The 19,289-nt window shown below is 42.8% G+C and carries 16 protein-coding genes; 2 read left to right on the top strand and 14 right to left on the bottom strand.

The genetic code is table 11. From position 1 onward, the window contains the following. Positions 1-36: 36 nt before the first annotated feature. Positions 37-1,500 carry an HlyD family secretion protein gene (locus AB3329_RS02615; protein ID WP_368394182.1) on the bottom strand — a complete coding sequence of 488 codons (1,464 nt, stop codon included), beginning with the start codon at positions 1,498-1,500 and terminating at the stop codon, positions 37-39. 225 nt (positions 1,501-1,725) lie between these two features. On the opposite strand from AB3329_RS02615, the gene guaA reads away from it, so the two are divergent. Then, complete coding sequence (guaA, locus tag AB3329_RS02610; RefSeq protein WP_368394181.1) at positions 1,726-3,291, top strand: glutamine-hydrolyzing GMP synthase; 1,566 nt, start codon at positions 1,726-1,728, stop codon at positions 3,289-3,291. A 66-nt stretch (positions 3,292-3,357) separates the two neighbouring features. On the opposite strand, the gene AB3329_RS02605 is transcribed toward guaA, so the two are convergent. From AB3329_RS02605 to gyrA, 6 genes are all read right to left on the bottom strand, one after another. Beyond that, on the bottom strand, positions 3,358-4,617 hold the full coding sequence (locus tag AB3329_RS02605; protein ID WP_368394180.1) for an NRAMP family divalent metal transporter: 1,260 nt from the start codon (positions 4,615-4,617) through the stop codon (positions 3,358-3,360). A 321-nt stretch (positions 4,618-4,938) separates the two neighbouring features. Continuing rightward, on the bottom strand, positions 4,939-5,349 hold the full coding sequence (locus AB3329_RS02600) for a hypothetical protein (RefSeq protein ID WP_368394179.1): 411 nt from the start codon (positions 5,347-5,349) through the stop codon (positions 4,939-4,941). Between the two features lie 136 nt (positions 5,350-5,485). Then, positions 5,486-6,451 (bottom strand): DUF1002 domain-containing protein, encoded by a 966-nt coding sequence (locus tag AB3329_RS02595; protein WP_368394178.1) that lies wholly within the window; start codon positions 6,449-6,451, stop codon positions 5,486-5,488. 89 nt (positions 6,452-6,540) lie between these two features. Then, on the bottom strand, positions 6,541-6,954 hold the full coding sequence (gene gloA2, locus AB3329_RS02590; RefSeq protein ID WP_368394177.1) for an SMU1112c/YaeR family gloxylase I-like metalloprotein: 414 nt from the start codon (positions 6,952-6,954) through the stop codon (positions 6,541-6,543). Positions 6,955-7,025: 71 nt separating this feature from the next. Beyond that, positions 7,026-7,781 carry a class A sortase gene (locus AB3329_RS02585; RefSeq protein ID WP_368394176.1) on the bottom strand — a complete coding sequence of 252 codons (756 nt, stop codon included), beginning with the start codon at positions 7,779-7,781 and terminating at the stop codon, positions 7,026-7,028. Positions 7,782-7,809: 28 nt separating this feature from the next. Beyond that, on the bottom strand, positions 7,810-10,257 hold the full coding sequence (gyrA, locus tag AB3329_RS02580) for a DNA gyrase subunit A (RefSeq protein ID WP_368394175.1): 2,448 nt from the start codon (positions 10,255-10,257) through the stop codon (positions 7,810-7,812). A gap of 350 nt (positions 10,258-10,607) precedes the next feature. Between gyrA and AB3329_RS02575 the strand changes: the two genes are divergently transcribed. Further along, a complete protein-coding gene (locus AB3329_RS02575) occupies positions 10,608-11,597 on the top strand; it encodes an L-lactate dehydrogenase (protein WP_368394174.1) in 990 nt (329 codons plus the stop codon). Positions 11,598-11,805: 208 nt separating this feature from the next. Here AB3329_RS02575 and nox read toward each other — a convergent pair whose 3' ends face one another. The 7 genes from nox to deoC form a co-directional block, all read right to left on the bottom strand. Beyond that, positions 11,806-13,185: a H2O-forming NADH oxidase gene (gene nox, locus AB3329_RS02570; RefSeq protein ID WP_368394173.1), complete on the bottom strand. Its 1,380-nt coding sequence runs from the start codon at positions 13,183-13,185 to the stop codon at positions 11,806-11,808. A gap of 225 nt (positions 13,186-13,410) precedes the next feature. Further along, positions 13,411-14,370 carry an ABC transporter permease gene (locus tag AB3329_RS02565; protein ID WP_368394172.1) on the bottom strand — a complete coding sequence of 320 codons (960 nt, stop codon included), beginning with the start codon at positions 14,368-14,370 and terminating at the stop codon, positions 13,411-13,413. A gap of 1 nt (position 14,371) precedes the next feature. Beyond that, positions 14,372-15,433, bottom strand: a complete 1,062-nt coding sequence (locus AB3329_RS02560; RefSeq protein WP_368394171.1) for an ABC transporter permease — start codon at positions 15,431-15,433, stop codon at positions 14,372-14,374. Then, positions 15,426-16,964, bottom strand: a complete 1,539-nt coding sequence (locus AB3329_RS02555) for an ABC transporter ATP-binding protein (RefSeq protein WP_368394170.1) — start codon at positions 16,962-16,964, stop codon at positions 15,426-15,428. Before AB3329_RS02555 ends, AB3329_RS02560 begins: the two co-directional genes overlap by 8 nt. A 127-nt stretch (positions 16,965-17,091) precedes the next feature. Then, entirely contained in the window at positions 17,092-18,153 is a 1,062-nt protein-coding gene (locus AB3329_RS02550; RefSeq protein WP_368394169.1) for a BMP family lipoprotein, read from the bottom strand. An 83-nt stretch (positions 18,154-18,236) separates the two neighbouring features. Beyond that, positions 18,237-18,629, bottom strand: a complete 393-nt coding sequence (locus AB3329_RS02545; protein ID WP_368394168.1) for a cytidine deaminase — start codon at positions 18,627-18,629, stop codon at positions 18,237-18,239. Further along, positions 18,616-19,278 carry a deoxyribose-phosphate aldolase gene (gene deoC / locus AB3329_RS02540; protein ID WP_368394167.1) on the bottom strand — a complete coding sequence of 221 codons (663 nt, stop codon included), beginning with the start codon at positions 19,276-19,278 and terminating at the stop codon, positions 18,616-18,618. The genes AB3329_RS02545 and deoC overlap by 14 nt, the downstream gene beginning before the upstream one ends. Between the last annotated feature and the right edge of the window lie 11 nt (positions 19,279-19,289).

Below are 19,289 nucleotides of genomic sequence, written 5' to 3'. Positions count from 1 at the left end.
ATATTAAAAGTCTGGAGCACAATGTCCAGACTTTTTTTAATTTATCGTATTTCCTGAAACAACTTCATTGGAATCCTCCGAAAAATGGACAGGACTGAAATTCCTTTCCGTTTGACTTTCTTTATAACGATTAACAATACTGGAAGTAAAAGTATTATAGGTTACTAAAATATAACCTGTATCTGATGAATGCTGACCGACTGTTGCACTGTAAGCAATAATATTGCCGTTTTCATCTGTATATGGAAGAAAAGAATTGTTGGTGACAGTAATATTGTGGCAATATTGTTTAATCTGATTGTAGGTGCCATAATTAGGATCGATATTCTGAATAAGGCCGGCATCCCATGTTCCCTTATTGTCTGCTGCATCGAATTGAATCGCTTCAGCGTAGTAATCATGAGAATCAGCCCCCTCTGGGATGCTGGTGACACTAGTCAGTTCAGGAGCATAGCCGACAAAGCGGTTGCTGTCAAAGACAGAGTTTTGCAGTCCGCCCAAATCGAAGACATGGCTTCCTTTTTTATGTACCATGGTAAAGGTATTATTGTATATATTCCAATTATCGCCATGGTCTGCCATAATCATAAAATGGGCCCCTGCCGAAAGGTTGTTGGCACTGACCTCAATTCTGGTCATTGTGAAGTTTCGGACACCGTCAGAAGCTCCTGTACCGGTGGCAAAACCGAACCAATAAGCTGTTCCTTCTACCTTTAACCGTGTGCTGTTCCCCCTTAGGGTTGTATCTGAAGCTAAAGTGATATAGTCTTCTGTAGGGTTGTCGCTGCCGATTAAAAATTCTCCTTTAGGCAAATTAAGTACAGTTCCGGGATTTTCTGCAGCAAAGGCAAAAGCCTCTCGCAGGATATCATTGTTTTGTGCAGCAGTATTAGCGGCATCCAAGGGAACCTGATAGACATCGCTTAAAGCTGACTCAGGGATATTGCTGAATGTTTCCCCGTTATCTAAAGAAATATCGTACTTATAGCCGCCTTCTTCATTGGAATAATTTGGTGCAACATTATCAATTGTGGCAGCCTGGCCCCGATAAGCTGCTAAATCCTGACCGTCCAGATCGCTTTGAGCATCTCTGGCAATTTGAACAAGATCACCCTTGGCATAATATGGATCGGCCACTTCTACTAGGTTTTTTTCATCAACGTCTTCGATTTTTGAACCGTCCTTGAAATTGACCTGATAAGTATAAGTGACGTTTTTTTCGTCATCTTCTTTAGAGTGTATTTTTTTTATGCTGCCTATCCAATTGTGGTAATGAGCTAAATCTTGACCTTTGCTTGTCTTATCAGCGGTTGAAGAAATCTGGATTTCCTGTCCTTGCTGGAAAACAGCCTGATTTCTTTCTTTGAAAAACATAATATACAGTATCGAGAAACTTCCGGTTGCTGCAAATAAAAGCAAAATCGACATCAAGAAAACCCCTAGGGCAATTAACTCACGCTTTCGAAAGAGTCCCTTCTTTTTTCGTCGTCTTCTGTCCATACTCACCCCAATATTTTAGTACTACAGTACTTTATTTTATCATATTGCGCGATTTTTGCCAAAAGGATTAGTAAAAAAATTTAAAAATCCTGTCTGATGCTGAGATCAAAGACAGAATCAAAGACAGAAAAGCTGAAGGAAGCTGATGCCAAACCCAATATTTTATGCTACAATAAAGGGGATACCGTCAGTCTGGGACTGATATGAGAAAGGGAAAGGGAAACAATGACTGATAATTCGAGTTTACTCAGTGAAGTTGAGAAAATTATTGTACTTGATTACGGCAGCCAGTATAACCAGCTAATTGCCCGGCGTATTCGTGAGTTAGGTGTTTTTTCTGAATTAAAAAGCCATAAAATCACTGCTGACGAGGTGCGGGCGCTTAATCCGATCGGAATAGTCCTTTCCGGCGGACCAAATTCTGTTTATGCTGACGGTGCTTTTGGTATTGATCCGGCTATCTTGGAATTAGGTATTCCTATTTTAGGAATTTGCTACGGCATGCAGCTTTTAACTGAAAAACTTGGAGGGAGAGTTGTTCCGGCAGATTTGGCAGGCAGCAGGGAGTATGGCCAGTCACAATTACGTTTGATGGATGAATCCCTTCTGTTTTCAGATACGCCGCAGGAGCAAACTGTACTGATGAGCCATGGTGATGCAGTTACAGAACTCCCGCAGGGTTTTCATTTAGTCGGTGAATCAAACGACTGCCCTTATGCTGCTATTGAAAATCCCGATAAACATATTTATGGCATCCAATTCCATCCGGAAGTCCGCCATTCTGAATACGGTCAAATGATTTTGAAAAATTTTGCTCTGAATATCTGTCAGGCAAAAGCAAACTGGTCTATGACCAATTTTATTGATATGGAAATTGCCCGGATTCGTGAACAAGTCGGCAGCCAAAAGGTTTTGCTGGGACTTTCGGGCGGTGTGGATTCATCAGTCGTTGGCGTGCTTCTGCAAAAAGCAATCGGTGACCAGCTGACTTGCATTTTTGTTGATCACGGCCTTCTTCGCAAAGATGAAGGCGACCAAGTCATGTCTATGCTGGGCGGCAGGTTCGGTCTCAATATTATTCGAGTGAATGCTGCTGATCGTTTCTTAAATCTTTTGGCAGGCATTTCTGATCCTGAACAAAAACGAAAGATTATCGGCAACGAGTTTGTCTATGTTTTTGATGATGAAGCTAGCAAGCTTAAAGATGTCCGTTTCTTAGCGCAGGGAACCCTCTACACTGATGTTATCGAATCAGGAACCGATACAGCTCAGACCATAAAATCTCATCACAATGTCGGCGGCCTGCCAGAAGATATGCAGTTCGACTTGATCGAGCCCCTCAATACTCTTTTTAAAGACGAGGTACGCGCCCTCGGTACTGCTCTGGGCATGCCCGATGACATCGTCTGGAGACAGCCTTTCCCAGGACCGGGATTAGCCATTCGGGTTATCGGCGAAGTGACCGAGGCGAAACTGGAAACGGTTCGAGAATCAGATGCAATCCTAAGGGAAGAAATTGCTGCCGCAGGCTTGGACCGTGAAATCTGGCAGTATTTTACAGTCAATACTGGTGTTCAGTCCGTTGGTGTAATGGGAGACAGCCGCACTTATGATTATACTGTTGCTATCCGTGCTATTACATCTGTCGATGGCATGACGGCTGATTTTGCTAAAATCCCTTGGGAGGTTTTGCAGAAAGTTTCTGTCCGTATTGTCAATGAGGTCAGTCATGTTAACCGTGTTGTTTACGACATTACCAGCAAACCGCCGGCAACTGTCGAGTGGGAATAAAAACATTTTGCATATAAAAACATGCCCTCTCGCATGCGAGAGGGCATGTTTGATTTTACCTTACCACTAAACTTTACCAGTAGCGATAGCGTAAAGGAAGAAAAGGGCAAAGCCGAAAAGATAAATCAGACCGGCAATAGATAGGGCTTTAAGCCAACCTTTAACTTCATGTTCGGTATTATTTACAAGTGAATAATTCAAATAAGCAAAGATTGGTGTTGTTAAGAAGGATGCAATCATAGCAAACCGCAGCATGGTAGCTACATTACCAGCAAATAAGTAAACGATAATAATACCAATAACTGCCGTTAAGGTCATCCAAACATAAAGCGGCTTTTGTGACGTTTCCTTTTTATTTAAGAGCAAGCGAAGCGATTCATTATTGGCACGTGAGTAACCGTCAATAACTGTAATGACAGTGCCGAAAATACATAGAAAAGCAATAAAGGTAATCAAAAACCGTGACCAGTCACCAAGGACAGAAGCATACATATTGACAAACTGTGCAATATATTCTGCACTGGCACTTTTTACTTCTTCTCCCGATCCAAATTGAATAAGAGCACCTAATGCCAGAAAAATAAAGGCCAAAACAGCTGTTCCGATATAGCCGATATTAAAGTCGAAAATACCGTCCAAATAGGACATTTTAACTGTTTTGCGCTTTTCGGCAGACCACATCGAATTGATTGCTGAAATTTCAATCGGTGCTGGCATCCAGCCCATCAGAGAGACGATAAAGGGCAGGGCTGCCATTTGCCAGGGAGACGGTGCTACAAAGCCCGGTGCGTATTCACGGTGTCTGAACAAGGCGATGACAACTGCCAGAACTGTTGCGATAGTCAAGGCAGTCATTACCCATTTGGCTAGTCTGTCCAGAAATTGGTAGCCGCCGATTAAGAGCATAGCCCAAATAATTACAATAATAACAGTGGTCAGCTGTGCAATTGAGAGACCAAAACCATCTGGAAAGATATTAAAGAGGATAGCTGCCGCTAAAATCCCTACCGCCGCTGTATTGACAAGGGCTGAGAAAATATTCATAATAAAGAAAACCCAAAGGTAGACCTTACCTTTTTCTTTATAGCCTTCTATCAAGCTTTTATCATTCTGTAAAGTATACTGACTGCCGAAACGGAAAAAAGGATACTTAAACAAATTAATTAAGAGAATGATGATGGCCAGCTGCCAGCCATAGATAGCCCCAGCCTGTGTTGAAGACACAATATGTGAACCGCCGACAGCTGCAGAAGCCAGCAGAATTCCCGGCCCTACAGCCTGAAATTTGCTTTTCCAGGTTGAATGTTCTTCGGTGTGTTCGGTCATAAAAAACTCCTTAAATTGAAATATAGAATGCTAAAAGTCCGAATAAACAGGGAAATGCTATCAACCCGTTATTAGATTTTTAGCTTAAACAGATGAAAATAAAAAGACTCTGAAAGCGCAAAGAGTTATACTGCTATAGAGTTTTAACCAGCTGTTTACTCAGCGCTTAAGTCGATGTTCAGTACAAAATGAAAACCCTTGAATTTTCAGATTATTCTGAAACATAGTCTTTATTTTAAGCCTTTAAGGACAGTTTGTCAACCTGACAAAGATAATTTTTTAATTGAATGCCTTTTCTTCTAATCTGAGCTGGGAGCGCTATTACTTAGAAATCTTCACTGTTCCATCTTCATAGCCTGAATACATACTGCTTTTGGGACTGACATAGGTTGTCGTCTCTACTGAATTGTCGTCAGCCGTTCCAATAGTAAGTGTGCCCTCGTTAAATAAGCAAAAGTAAGTCATCCCATCCTTTTCGAATTCTTCTCCTTCTGCGTCATAATTATAGTGGTTCTCAGTATCATCTTCATTTATGGTAAGCTGGCTGCCATCTATTGTTATCCAGGACTCTTTATCTAACGAGGCCGTCATAGTGGACAGGTCCTCGTCCACCAGATAGTAGGTTCCGTCTTTTGGCGTATGCAAATCAATCTGAGACTTTATAATACCAAAGGAAATAACTGCCGGAATAACAAGAAAAATAAGCCTGCGCTTTTTAAATTTGAGTAGCATGACCTTCTCCTGATTTTAACTATTTTAAATGGACTGTTTATCTCATATCAAAGCTCCCCTTATCGCTCTAGTGAAAGTTTTTCACTGTTTGCTTTAAGAGGAGCGGTTATTTTATGACAGTTCCTGCTTAGACGGTTTATCCTATGAACTGTTGGAAGAAGTTGACAATTTGCTGCCAAATATTGGCAAAGAAACCTTTACTTGACTCAATCACACTGCTGGCATCGAAATTGAGGTTGATATTATCGAAGGTTGAACCGGCATTGTTAACAATGCTGTCTTTAAGTGAGTTTAAAGTTGCTTTGAAACTGCTGCTGTTAATGATTTTAGACTGTGATAAATTAAAGGCGAAATTAACAATCAAGGTAATCTGATCGTTTGTCATTGATGAACTCAAGGCGTAATTATCAAGTGTCTCCTCAACAATCTGGCGGACATCTTCTTTTGTCAAATTATCGCTATCGGCTACAGCTGTCTTGATGTCTGTCAATGCGACATTGAGTTTGTCCGCATCATAGCCCTCTTTCCCCTGATTTTCAGCATTAATATCAGAAAGAGCATTCAGTTCTTCCTGAGCTAACTCTTTGCTTTCATCTGAAACTTCAGCACCGTTTTCTTCAAGCGAGTAATAGATTCCGGCTAAGGCACTCTCTCCTGTCACAGCGATAGGGGAAGCTACTGTAATTTCGGCATGCTCAATCCCTAAGGTAACAGCAGCATTGCGGTACATATCCTCTGTTACCTTGGTGATATTTTCCGGTGTGACAATACGAACGCTCAATGTTTCTTTGGCGCCGAGTTTTTGAATTTTCACAGATGAGTAAAGCTGCAAGCTTGAATCATCAGCGACATTCATAATCTTAGCATAGGAAGATGTTGTCAGTGTTTTGACCTGAGTATCTGCAGCACTGTCATAACCCAAGAGGCTGAGTGTCTGATCCCGCTGGTCGCTGGAGAGAGAATAGCCCAGAACATAGTCCGGCTGAACATAGGTCTCATCAATCACATCCTGAATGCTGGAGTCGGCTGCCTGAACGGTTGTCAGTGTAAAACAGAGGGACAGCACCAATCCCAAACTTAAAAGAATTTTTTTAAAGCGCATAATTATCCTTCCTTCAATTATCATATTATGAGTTCTTATTATACCACTTTCGGTTATTCCTGACTCAAAAAAACATTTCTTCTCTTCTTTTATTCATGCAGCTCCAAAGGCAGACCGTCCGGGTCAAAAAAGAAGGTCATCTTTTGATCGGTATAATCATCGGTGCGAATGGGCTCAACAAAAATCCCTTTTGACTCCAGCTCAGCTTTGACTTTTTCGACATCTTCAACATAAAAGGCCAGGTGGCGCAGGCCACAAGCTTCACGCGGCCAATCAGGCAGGCCGATGCGCGCCGGCGGAGCCGAATAATCGGGATCGGTCAGCTTATTGCCAAAAATTTCCAGTTCAATATTTCCGCATTTTAAATCTAACTTATAATCGTGCCGCTTTGGACGATGGTTTTCCCGAATGACAGAAAATCCCAGCTTATCAACATAAAATTCACGGGATTTCTCATAATCAGAGACAATGATTGCAATATGATGGATAAGGGTTAATTCCATAGTTCCTCCTGTATTTTATCAATATAAAAAAGAAGCAGACAAAACATCAGTTTTGCAGCAGCTGCTTCTTTTTAAAGTGAAATCTGATTATAAGACGTATTAAAAGCTTTTTTAATATCAGAAGCTGCTTGATCAAAAGCAACAGAAGCTTCTAAAGTCCCGTGAACAATAATCCGATTGGTCGCTTCTGCATCGGTACAGGTAACAAGGGTTACTTCGCTGTTTCCGGGACTGTCATTGAGAACTTCAATATGATCCGGACTGACGGCATCCACACGGTCAATGATATAGGTGTAAATCATTTCTTTATCTGTTAAATAAATTTTCATTCCAGTCTTTGCTTTTGTTAAAGGCGAAAAAAGCATTTGAGAAGAGCCGTTAATGCCAAAAACATGATGACTGGCCAGTGCGTAGTTATTTTCACCGCCCATCACTTGCTCCTCTTTCATTGTTCCGGCGCCGTACATCAGCTCAGTATTGCCCAGACCCTTAAAAATCGGTAAATTAATACCAACATCAGGAATGGCAATACCTCCGATAACAGGCAGTTTTTGAGCTGCCATTTGTGCTTCCAGTATCGCCTCTGTGCTGACAGATTCCACTGCTTCAAAGTCATAGCTGGCCTTCTTGGATGCATTTTCTTTGAGCGTTTTTCTGGAAATATTGCTAACCTGATATTTATTTGAATTCCAGGCAATCAAAGTATTGCGAATTGATTTATTAAAAATCAAAGCCAGCCCAAGAATAAGCAAAAGGCTAAAAACAAGCCAGCGAAAAAAACTTTTTAACTTACTTTTTTTGGGCTTATGTGTTGATCTTTTTTTCATTTTTCCTCAATTGTCTTATCGTGCTAAATCAGTCTTCTTCGTTAGTTTCAGTCTCTTCAGGAGCAATCAGAGCAAAGGTCACAATTTTAGCTTCATTGGCAAGTTTCATAACCTTAACGCCCATTGTCGACCGGCCAGTCTGTGAGATACTGGCAACATTTGTCCGAATGACAATTCCTGTATCAGTTATCAGCATCAAGTCCTCATCGCCATTAACCGTTGCCAGCCGGGCAAGGGGGCCATTTTTATCTGTAATCTTGGCAGTCTTAATCCCTTTGCCGCCGCGGCCTTTTGTTGGATAATCTTTGGCCGATGTCCGCTTACCAAAGCCTTTTTCAGTTATGATGAGCACTTCCTGATCGTCTGTCACCGAAGAAGCACCGACAACTTTGTCACCGGTACGCAAGTTGACGCCACGCACTCCGCTGGCTGTCCGACCCATGATGCGCACAGTACTTTCGTTGAAACGAACGGAATAGCCTGTCTGGGTTCCGATGATAATGTCATCTTTCCCTTTGGTTAAGATGACATTGATAAGTTCATCCTGTTCTTTAAGCGTCAGCGCTTTAAGTCCATTCTGCCGGATATGGCTGAATTCAGAAACACTGGTCCTCTTAACAAGCCCTTGTCTTGTTGTAAAAAAGAAATAGTTGTCTTGGACATCTTGGCGCCGTGCATTGATAATCGTTTGGACAATTTCATTTTCATCAAGTTTCAAAAGATTGACAATCGGCAGACCTTTAGCAGTCCGGCCGTATTCCGGAACTTCGTAAGCTTTTAAACGGTAGACGCGGCCGAAATTGGTGAAAAAGAGCAGCGTATCATGGGTGCTGGTTGAAACCAGCTCCGAGACGAAGTCATCTTCATTTACCCCTGTTCCTTGGACACCGCGGCCGCCTCGTTTTTGAACCCGAAATTCATCTTGGCTCAGGCGTTTAATATAACCTTTATTGGACAAAGTAATCAAGACATCTTCTTCTTCAATCAAGTCTTCATCTTCAAGCGACAGTACTTCTCCTACCATCAATTCTGTCCGACGTTTGTCAGCGTACTTACGTTTAATATCATCAAGCTCTTCTTTAATAATAGCGATGACCCGTTCCGGCTTAGCCAAAATATCTGTTAAATCAGCAATCAAAGCTATTAAGTCGTCATATTCAGACTGAATCTTATCACGCTCTAAACCTGTCAGTCGGCGCAGACGCATGTCTAAAATGGCCTGGCTTTGACGCTCTGACAGCTTGAAGCGCTCCATCAGTTCTGTCTGAGCGATCAAATCCGTCTCACTGTTGCGGATAATTTGGATCACTTCATCAAGGTGATCCAGAGCGATAAGGAGGCCTTCTAAAATATGCGCTCTGCTTTCTGCCTTCTCTTTGTCAAACTGAGTGCGGCGGACAATAACTTCTTTTTGATGGGCAATGTAGTTGTCAATGATCTGCCGGAGTGATAAAATTTTAGGAACTCCCTTTTCAATGGCCAGCATATTAAAACTGAAATTTGTTTGCAGGCTGGTCAGCTTGAAAAGATTATTCAAAATAACATTGGCTGAAGCATCGCGGCGCACTTCTATAATAAAACGCACCCCCTCCCGGCTTGATTCATCGCGGACAGCAGTAATTCCTTCTACACGTTTTTCCTGAGCAAGGCGGACAATATGTTCATGCACCTTTGTCTTATTAACACCGTAAGGGAATTCAGTAACAACAATCCGTTCACGGCCGCTTCTGCTTGTTTCGATTTCTGTGCGGGAACGTAGAACAATTGAACCTTTCCCGGTATCATAAGCCCGGTGTATGCCCGATTTTCCCATAACCAAAGCACCGGTAGGAAAATCAGGGCCCGGAATCACTTCCATCAGCTCACGTGTCGTTACGTCAGGCTTATCCATAACTAATTTGACAGCATCGATTGATTCCCCCAGATTATGAGGCGGAATATTGGTAGCCATCCCAACAGCGATACCTGTCGCACCATTGACCAGAAGATTGGGAAAACGAGACGGCAGAGCTAAGGGTTCACGTTCGCTTCCGTCATAGTTATCTTGAAAATCTACCGTATTTTTGTTAATATCACGGAGCATTTCCAGGGCAATCTTGCTCATTCGAGCTTCAGTGTAACGCTGGGCCGCTGCTCCGTCTCCGTCCATAGAACCGAAATTTCCGTGACCGTCAACCAGCATATGCCGATACGACCACCACTGAGCCATCCGTACCATAGCCTCATAAATAGATGAATCACCGTGAGGATGGTACTTACCCATGACATCCCCTGTAATGCGGGCAGATTTTTTATGAGGTTTATCGGGTGTTACCCCTAATTCATTCATACCATATAAAATGCGGCGATGTACCGGTTTTAAACCGTCTCTGACATCCGGGAGTGCCCGAGCAACAATGACGCTCATCGCATAGTCAATGAAACTTGTCTTCATTTCACTCGTCAGATTAACATCGACTAAATTTTTGTCTTGCATTAGTAAATGCCCCTTTTCTAGTATAAAACTCTACTCTATTATACCATAATTTGTGCTAATCTGGACAATTCTCAGAGTAAGTTCATTTATCAGAGCAGGCTGGCAAAACTGTGGCTTCAAATCTGCAAAAGAGCTGTCCCATCTTGCTTCTGTTCAGCTTGAGGCGCCTGTCTGCTGAAACTGTAAATTACAGGAATGGTGTTTTCACAGTCATTATTGCACTTCTAGAACTGCCAATAGCAACCGGTTCTATGATTTTCCGGAATTTAAGCCGTGACATAACGCTTTTAACATGTTAGAATAGAAATGTATAGGCGAAAAGTCTAAAAAAATTAAGGAGATGTTTAGAAATGACTGCAACTAAACAACATAAAAAAGTTATCCTTGTCGGTGACGGTGCTGTAGGCTCATCTTATGCCTTTGCTCTGGTCAATCAAGGAATTGCTCAAGAGCTCGGTATCATTGAAATCCCTCAGCTTTACGAAAAAGCGGTGGGAGATGCACTCGACCTAAGCCATGCTCTCGCCTTCACTTCCCCTAAAAAAATTTATGCTGCTCAGTATTCTGACTGTGCTGACGCTGACCTAGTTGTTATCACTGCCGGTGCTCCTCAAAAACCGGGTGAAACACGCCTTGATTTGGTCGACAAAAATCTTGCTATCAATAAATCCATTGTTACTCAGGTTGTAGAATCAGGTTTCAATGGTATCTTCCTCGTTGCTGCTAACCCAGTTGATATTTTGACTTACTCCACATGGAAATTCTCAGGTTTCCCTAAAGAGCGTGTTATCGGTTCAGGAACTTCACTTGATACTGCTCGCTACCGTCAGGCATTGGCTGCTAAGATTGGTATTGATGCACGTTCAGTTCACGCCTATATCATGGGAGAGCATGGAGACTCTGAATTTGCCGTTTGGTCACATGCCAATGTTGCCGGCGTTAAATTGGAGAGATGGCTGCAGGATAATCGGGACATTGATGAACAAGGTCTTGTAGATTTATTTATTTCTGTCCGTGATGCTGCTTACTCCATTATTGAGAAAAAAGGTGCTACTTTCTACGGCATCGCAGTTGCTCTGGCTCGTATCACAAAGGCTATCCTTGACGATGAAAGTGCAGTCCTGCCGCTCTCTGTTTTCCAGAGCGGTCAGTATGAAGGAGTTGAAGATGTCTTTATCGGCCAGCCGGCAATTGTCGGAGCTCATGGTATTGTCCGTCCGGTAAATATCCCGCTTAACGATGCAGAACTGCAAAAAATGCAGGCATCAGCTAAACAGCTCAAAGAAATTATTGACGAAGCTTTCTCTAAAGAAGACTTTGCAGCTGCTGCTAAAAATTAAGCCTAAAAAAGAGGGTCTTCCTCTTTTTTATTTAAAGGTAAAGATAAGAACAGCAAAAAGCCTGACCAGCATTCAAACTGCCTTGGTCAGGCTTTTTTTGAGCTCTCTAATCTGCCAAACATCCAAAAATTATGGAGTCTGCTACAAAGGTTAGCTGCTTGAATTTGCTGCTTGTGTTTCTCTTTAAGTCCAGAAAAATAAATGAAATCTACTGCGCTAAATCTTCAGCAGAGAGAGCCGCCATCGTAATATAGTTATAAGGCTGATTAAAATGAGGGAGGAAGAATAAATCCAACAAAGCTAATTTATCAATTGTCACTTTTTCCTGAATAGCCAAGGAGAACATGTGAATGCCCATTGAAATGTCTTCCTTAGAAACCATTTGACAACCCAAAACAAGGCGGCTGTTCTTATCATAAACAATCTTGATGGTCACTTCATAATTGTCGTGTTTGATAAAACCAGGTTTCTGCAAATCTTTAAAGCTTGTCTCTACTGCTTCGTATCCAGCCTGTTTAGCTTTTTCCAATGTCAGACCGGTCGAAACCATGTTAAGGCCGTAAATAGAAATTCCATTTGACCCTTGAACACCTGGGCTTTCGACCTCACGACCGCAGGCATTGTGGGCTGCCACAATCCCTGTCCGTACGGCATTAGAAGCCAAAGCGATATAGTTTGTATCATCGCGTGCATTATCATAGACCGTCGCACAGTCACCAATCGCATAAACATCTTTCATGCTGGTTTCTTGTTTTTTATTAACAACCCAAGCACCATTGCGGAAGGTTTCCAATTTCCCGTCTCCAAGAGCTGTGTTTGGCCGAAAACCGACAGCCATCAATACCATATCAACATCAAAAGTTTCCTTATCTGTCACCAGACGTTCAACTTTTCCCTGACCCTCAACAGCTTGAACAGCTTGGCCAAAAGCGAGCTTAACTCCGTGTTCCTCCAGATTGCGGCTCATTAAATCCGTCAATTCACGGTCGTAATAGCCTCCCATACAGGTATCCGCTATATCAACAAGGACAACGTCCTTGCCTTTACGCTGGAAAGCTTCAGCCAGTTCAACACCGATATAGCCGGCTCCGACAACAGCCACACGTTTGATTTCAGGATTGTGCAGTTTTTCAATCACCTCTTCTGCATTTTGATATAATTTTACAAATTGCAGATTTTCTAAGGTCGCTTTAAATTCGCGAGAACCTTCCTGGATTTCCACTCCCTTGACAGGAGGAATAATCGGCTGGGAACCGGTAGCCAAAATCAGCTTGTCATAGGATTCAATATGCTCCTTGCCGTCTACCAGTGCTTTAACTTCTTTATTATCATAATCAATACTAATAACAGGAGAGTTCATATAAACTTTAGCTCCCATTGCTTCTAACTGTTCCTTATCAGAGTAGAAAAGCCCTTCCGGCCCATCGATTTGCTCACCAATCCAAAGTGCCATACCGCAGCCTAAGAAAGAGATATTAGAATTCTGATCAAAAGTCACAATTTCATTGTCACTTCCATAGTTGTTCAGCATGGTCTTAATAGCCATTGTGCCAGCGTGGTTTGTTCCCACAACAACAATTTTGCTCATTTTAAGTATCCTCATTTCGAAAATATTTTGGGGATAACCCTTTATAACTATAGCACACCTTTAAAACGCTTTCAAATAATATGCTCAAGCTTTTACAGACAAGAAAACGGTTGTTTTTCAAGCCTTGGACAGACAAAAACTCCCCTTATTATTTCCAGTGAAGTAATGCATAGATTCACTGTCCATTTTTAAGAGGAGTATGCTTAAAAATTGTTTTAGCTGTCCTTATTTAGACTTAATATAGTTAACGCCGTCTGCTTTCGGTGCGACAGCTTGGCCAAAGAAGGCGGCCAGCACGAGGATGGTCAGGACATAAGGAGCAATCTGCAAATAGACTGACGGAATCGATGACAAAAACGGTATCGAACTGCCCACTATTGCTAATGACTGAGACAGGCCAAAGAATAGACTGGACAGCATGGCTCCGATGGGATTCCAACGGCCAAAAATCATGGCGGCCAAGGCAATAAAGCCCGGTCCAGCAATTGTGGTTATCGAAAAATTATTGGAAATCGACTGAGCATAGATAGCACCGCCGATACCGCCGAAAAATCCTGAAATCATGATACCGGCGTAACGGAAAAGATAAACATTAATCCCCAGTGTATCTGCTGCCTGAGGGTGCTCTCCGACAGAGCGGAGGCGAAGACCAAAACGCGTTTTAAAAATGACAAACCAAGAAATAAAAGCGATTAAAATGGCGACATAGCCGGCTAAAGAAGTATTATTAAAGAAAATCCGGCCAATAACAGGAATATCCTTTAAAAGTGGGAAAGAAAAGCGCCCAAATGACTTGGAAATAGTATCTGTCTGCCCTTTGCCATCGTACATAACACGGCAAAGAAAGACGGCTAAAGATGGCGCAATAAGATTCAAAACAGTTCCTGAAACGACATGGTTGGCCCTGAAATTGACCGTTGCTAAAGCATGCAGGAGCGAATAAAGCAAACCTACTAGACCGGCAGCAAGAGCAGCTACCCAAGGTGTGAAATTGCCAAATAGAGAGGCAAAATGCAAATTAAAGACAACTCCTGAAAAAGCTCCCATTACCATGATACCTTCAAGTCCGACATTTACCGTACCGGAACGCTCTGAAAATGTTCCGCCGATACTGGTAAAAATCAGCGGCGCTGCATAGATAAGCATGGAGGACACTAATAAGGTTAAAACAGTTACTAGATTCATCTTATTTTCCTCCTTTTGCTGCTCTTCTTTTACCTGGTTTCAGGTAACGCCGAATCATATAGTTGGCACCGACAAAGAAAATAATGAAAGCAGAAACAACATCAATAATTTCTGAGGGAATTCCCAGCATACCAGTTTTACCGATGGCAAGAACTGCATAAAGAAAGGCTGCAAAAGGAATGCCAAGCGCACTATTGGCCGCCAGCAAAGCCACTGCCATGCCGTCCCAGCCAATACTCAAAGAGCTGCTTTGTACATAAACATTTTCAAAAGTTCCCAGACCTTCTACTGTTCCTCCTAATCCAGCTAAGGCACCTGAGATAATCATTGAAATAACAATAACCCGTTTGGATGACATGCCCGCATATTCAGATGCATGCGGGTTCAGCCCAACTGCTGTGATTTCATACCCCATTGTCGTTTTCTTCATCATAAACCAAACCAGCACAACAGCAGCAAGAGCAAAGAAAATCCCAATGTTCATCCGTGAATGATTAGTCAGATCAGACAGCCATTGTGTCTGGTATGATGCGCTGGCCGAGACTTTATTGCTGGCATCAGAAGTTCTCATGACAGAGTCAGAAATCCCGCCTCTCACCAAGGCATCAGTTGAATACAGGATAATATAGTTCATCATAATGGTTACAATAACCTCACTGGTCCCGAGATAAGCTCTCAGAATCCCCGGAACAGCACCTGCAATTCCGCCCGCTAGGAGACCGATAATAACAGTGCAAGTAACCGAAATGACTTTAGGCAAATCAGGAAAAGACAGGGCAAACCAAACAGCCATAACCCAGCCAATCAAAGCCTGACCCGGTAAGCCGACATTGAAAAATCCAGCCTTAGACGCAACCGAAAATCCAAGAGCAATTAAGATGAGGGGGCCCATAGCTCGGAAAATTTCTCCCCAGTTTTTAAGAGACCCAAAGGCGGTATAAAGAAGGTCATTATAGCCCCAAATTGGATTGTATCCAAAGATGAGCATAATAACAGCTCCCAGCAGCATTCCTAACAGAACTGCCAGCAAAGGGACTGCCCAATTTTGCATATTTTTAGACATTCACTGCCTCCTTGTCTAATTTTCCGCCGGCCATTAAGATACCCAGCTCTTGTTTATCTGTTTTTGCGGGATCCAGAATCCCCTGAATAACTCCATCATGAATGACGGCTATTCGATCTGAAATATCTAAAATTTCATCCAGCTCAAAACTGACTACCAATACCGCTTTGCCTCTATCCCGTTCGGCTACCAGACGTTTGCGGATATACTCAATAGCACCTACATCTAAACCGCGTGTCGGCTGACTGACCAGCAGCAAGTCTGGGTTGCGGTCTATTTCACGGGCAATAACAGCTTTTTGCTGATTGCCTCCTGACAGTGACCCAGCGGCAACCAACTCACTGGTCGTCCGGACATCAAATTCAGCCATTAGCTCTTGAGTATGTTCGTTGATTTTGCTGTAGTTTAAAACACCATGTCTGCTGAAAGGCGCTTTATAATAGGTCTGAAGCGCCATATTTTCCGCCAGTGTCATCTCCAGAATCATGCCGTCCCGATGCCGGTCTTCCGGAATATGCCCAACCTGCATCTCTGTAATTTTGCGCGGAGCAAGATGGGTTGTTTCAATCCCTTTAATCTTAACAGAACCGGACTTGACTTTACGTAAACCGGCAATTGCCTGAATCAGTTCACTTTGTCCGTTGCCGTCAATCCCTGCAATACCGACAATTTCACCTGAACGGACAGTGAGGGACAGTCCTTTAACTGCCGGAATACCGCGATTTTCATTCACAAAGAGATTTTGAATATCTAAGACTGTTTCCTTGGGATGAGCCGCTTCTTTTTCGGTTTTAAAGGAGACAGCCCGTCCAACCATCATTTCTGCCAATTCTTGGCTGCTTGTTCCGGCAATTGATACGGTATCGATAGTTTTTCCTCGGCGAATAACAGTTACCCGGTCAGCAACTGCTCTAATTTCTTCCAGCTTGTGAGTTATCAGAATAATTGATTTTCCTTCTTTGACCAGATGCCGCATAATATCCAGCAGTTCTGTAATTTCCGCAGGGGTTAAAACAGCTGTCGGTTCATCAAAAATAAGGATATCTGCACCGCGGTAAAGCGTTTTGAGAATTTCAACACGCTGCTGAGCTCCAACTGTAATATCAGCTACTTTCGCATAAGGATCAACACTTAAGCCATACCGTTCAGATAAGTCCTGAATTTCTTTTGCTGCTTTTTTCAAATCCAGCACACCGCCGCCTTTAGTCACCTCATTACCTAAAATGATATTTTCTGCAACTGTAAAAGCCTCTACCAGCATAAAATGCTGATGGACCATGCCTATTCCCATTTTATCGGCCTTTGCAGGAGAATCCAAATGAACCGACTGTCCATTGACAAAAATTTCCCCCATCGTCGGTTCTAACAGTCCGGCCAGCATGTTCATGAGTGTCGATTTTCCAGCGCCGTTTTCACCAAGAAGGGCATGAATTTCTCCACGCTTCACATCTAAGTTAACATGGTCGTTTGCCAGGAAATCCCCAAATTGCTTAGTGATATTCCGCATTTCAATGACATTTTCACTTGCCATGTATACTCCTCTTTCCTGTTTTTAATAGCGTCATTTGGCAGCAATTGCTAAAGTAAAATACATCTGTTTTGGTCCTGAAAAAAGCGGCCGCTTATGGGCCGCCCTCTCAAAAGATAACCTTTTTCGATCAGTTATCTACGCCATCAGCTACTGTAATTTTTCCGTCAATAATTTGCTGCTTAGCTTCTTCAACAGCTGACTTGATTTTATCCGAGAGATTATCTGTGACAATATCGACACCGCCGTCTGAAAGGCCGTAGGTTGTTATCTTGCCGCCCTCAAACTTTTCTCCCTTAAGCTGATTGTTTGAGATATTTTTAACGACTGTACCAACTTCTTTAATTGTTGATGTTAAAATAAAGTTAGACTCTTGATTATCAGAAGATGTGTAATTCCCTTCGCTGCTTTGATCGCGGTCAACACCGATGACCCAAACTTTTTCATCGCTGTCCGCTGCTAATTTTTCATTGATTTCTTTAGCCTCTGAGAAGACACCAGTTCCGGCTCCTCCGGCTGCGTGATAGATAACATCTGCGCCGTTTGTGTACATCGTTGCTGCGATTGTTTTAGCATTGGCAGAATCTGAATACGAACCGACATATTTAACCTGAACTTCAATCGAATCATCAACAGAAGCGACTCCTTCTTTAAATCCGGTTTCAAAGCGAGTAATCGTATCGGATTCAACACCACCGATAAAACCAACTTTGCCAGTTTTTGACTGCATAGCCGCTGCAATTCCGGCTAAATAGGCCCCTTCGTTATCTGCGAAGAGAACACTGGTCACATTATCCTGATCAGTAATTGTATCATCAATGATGACATAATTGACATCTTCGTTTTCCTGCGCAGCCTTTTCAACAGCAGAATGAAGTTTATAGCCGATACCAAAAATAAGATTATAGCCGTTAGAAACAGCTGAATCTAAATTGGTCGCGTAATCAGCTTCGCTGTCAGATTGGAAGTAAGTATAACTGCTGTCTTTTTCCAGTTTATTTTCCTTACCCCATTCCTGAAGGCCTTCCCAAGCCGACTGGTTAAATGATTTATCATCTACACCGCCGGTATCAGTAACGATAGCCACTTTCGTATCGTTATCAGATGATGAATTCGATGAGCTGCGCTGACAAGCGGCAAGCGCTAACGAAGCAACTGCTATCAGACCAAGTCCAACAATTTTTTTGTTCATAGAAATGAACCCTCCTAAAAACGTTTAAGCAACATTGTTGCTCATGTGATGGTTAAGTCGAAAAACTTAACAGACAAAACAGATCAAATCAGATCTGTAAAAGAATACGGAAGTAACTCCTCGACCGTCATCTCGACCGTCAGACCATCTTGGGCAATCAAAGTGACTTTTGAAGATGGTTGAAAAAACTCTGCCATTACCTGGCGGCAGGCCCCGCAGGGTGAAACAGGCTTGACTGTTTTTCCATAGACAGCAATCTCTGTCAGTTCAGTGCAACCCTCAGATACGGCTTTAAAGATGGCTGTTCTTTCACCGCAAACGGTTAAACCGAAGCTTGCATTTTCAATATTACAGCCAGTGAATATCCGGCCATCTTTTGTCCTTACTGCAGCACCTATGGGAAAATGCGAATAGGGAACATAGGCTTTTTCGCTGGCTGCAATAGCCTGCGCAATAAGCGCATCAGTATCCGTCATCTGCTGTTTCTCCTTCTAAAATAGCCACTCCGGCAGAGGTCCCTATCCGTGTTGCACCGGCTTCAATGAAAGCTCTGGCATCCGTATAGGATCTGGCTCCGCCAGCAGCTTTAACCCCGGCCTTATCACCGACAGTCTGCCTCATCAAAGCAACATCCGCGACTGTCGCTCCACCAGTCGAAAAGCCTGTAGATGTTTTGACAAAATCAGCTCCAGCCTCCAAGGCCAGCTGACAAGCTTTCACTTTTTCCTCCTCAGTCAGCAGGCAGGTTTCAATGATGACCTTCACCAATTTTCCGCTGCTGGCTGCAACCACTTCTGCTATGTCTTTTCTGACAGCCTCAAAATGCCCTGATTTTAGCAGTCCGATATTAATGACCATATCAATTTCATCGGCCCCCGCCGATACAGCTTCCTTAGCCTCAAACGCCTTCACAGCCGAAGTGTTTGCTCCAAGCGGAAAGCCAACTACCGTACAAACATTGACGTCGGAATCTTTTAAATAATCTGCAGCCAAACTCACCCAAGTAGGATTGACGCAGACACTGGCAAAATGATAGCGTTTAGCCTCGCTGAGAAGCTGTTCTATCTGTTCTTGAGTGCTTTCTGCTTTCAGCAAAGTATGATCGATATATTTATTAAGTTCCATCTTAGTCCTCT

The sequence above is a fragment of the Streptococcus huangxiaojuni genome, from assembly GCF_040930515.1.
GTDB lineage: Bacteria > Bacillota > Bacilli > Lactobacillales > Streptococcaceae > Streptococcus > Streptococcus huangxiaojuni.
This window is presented reverse-complemented; position numbering and strand designations above follow the sequence as displayed.

Coding starts and splice junctions, on each gene's coding strand:
- AB3329_RS02615 (WP_368394182.1), bottom strand. CDS start 1,500: ATGGACAGAAGACGACGAAAAAAGAAGGGACTCTTTCGAAAGCGTGAG.
- guaA (WP_368394181.1), top strand. CDS start 1,726: ATGACTGATAATTCGAGTTTACTCAGTGAAGTTGAGAAAATTATTGTA.
- AB3329_RS02605 (WP_368394180.1), bottom strand. CDS start 4,617: ATGACCGAACACACCGAAGAACATTCAACCTGGAAAAGCAAATTTCAG.
- AB3329_RS02600 (WP_368394179.1), bottom strand. CDS start 5,349: ATGCTACTCAAATTTAAAAAGCGCAGGCTTATTTTTCTTGTTATTCCG.
- AB3329_RS02595 (WP_368394178.1), bottom strand. CDS start 6,451: ATGCGCTTTAAAAAAATTCTTTTAAGTTTGGGATTGGTGCTGTCCCTC.
- gloA2 (WP_368394177.1), bottom strand. CDS start 6,954: ATGGAATTAACCCTTATCCATCATATTGCAATCATTGTCTCTGATTAT.
- AB3329_RS02585 (WP_368394176.1), bottom strand. CDS start 7,781: ATGAAAAAAAGATCAACACATAAGCCCAAAAAAAGTAAGTTAAAAAGT.
- gyrA (WP_368394175.1), bottom strand. CDS start 10,257: ATGCAAGACAAAAATTTAGTCGATGTTAATCTGACGAGTGAAATGAAG.
- AB3329_RS02575 (WP_368394174.1), top strand. CDS start 10,608: ATGACTGCAACTAAACAACATAAAAAAGTTATCCTTGTCGGTGACGGT.
- nox (WP_368394173.1), bottom strand. CDS start 13,185: ATGAGCAAAATTGTTGTTGTGGGAACAAACCACGCTGGCACAATGGCT.
- AB3329_RS02565 (WP_368394172.1), bottom strand. CDS start 14,370: ATGAATCTAGTAACTGTTTTAACCTTATTAGTGTCCTCCATGCTTATC.
- AB3329_RS02560 (WP_368394171.1), bottom strand. CDS start 15,433: ATGTCTAAAAATATGCAAAATTGGGCAGTCCCTTTGCTGGCAGTTCTG.
- AB3329_RS02555 (WP_368394170.1), bottom strand. CDS start 16,964: ATGGCAAGTGAAAATGTCATTGAAATGCGGAATATCACTAAGCAATTT.
- AB3329_RS02550 (WP_368394169.1), bottom strand. CDS start 18,153: ATGAACAAAAAAATTGTTGGACTTGGTCTGATAGCAGTTGCTTCGTTA.
- AB3329_RS02545 (WP_368394168.1), bottom strand. CDS start 18,629: ATGACGGATACTGATGCGCTTATTGCGCAGGCTATTGCAGCCAGCGAA.
- deoC (WP_368394167.1), bottom strand. CDS start 19,278: ATGGAACTTAATAAATATATCGATCATACTTTGCTGAAAGCAGAAAGC.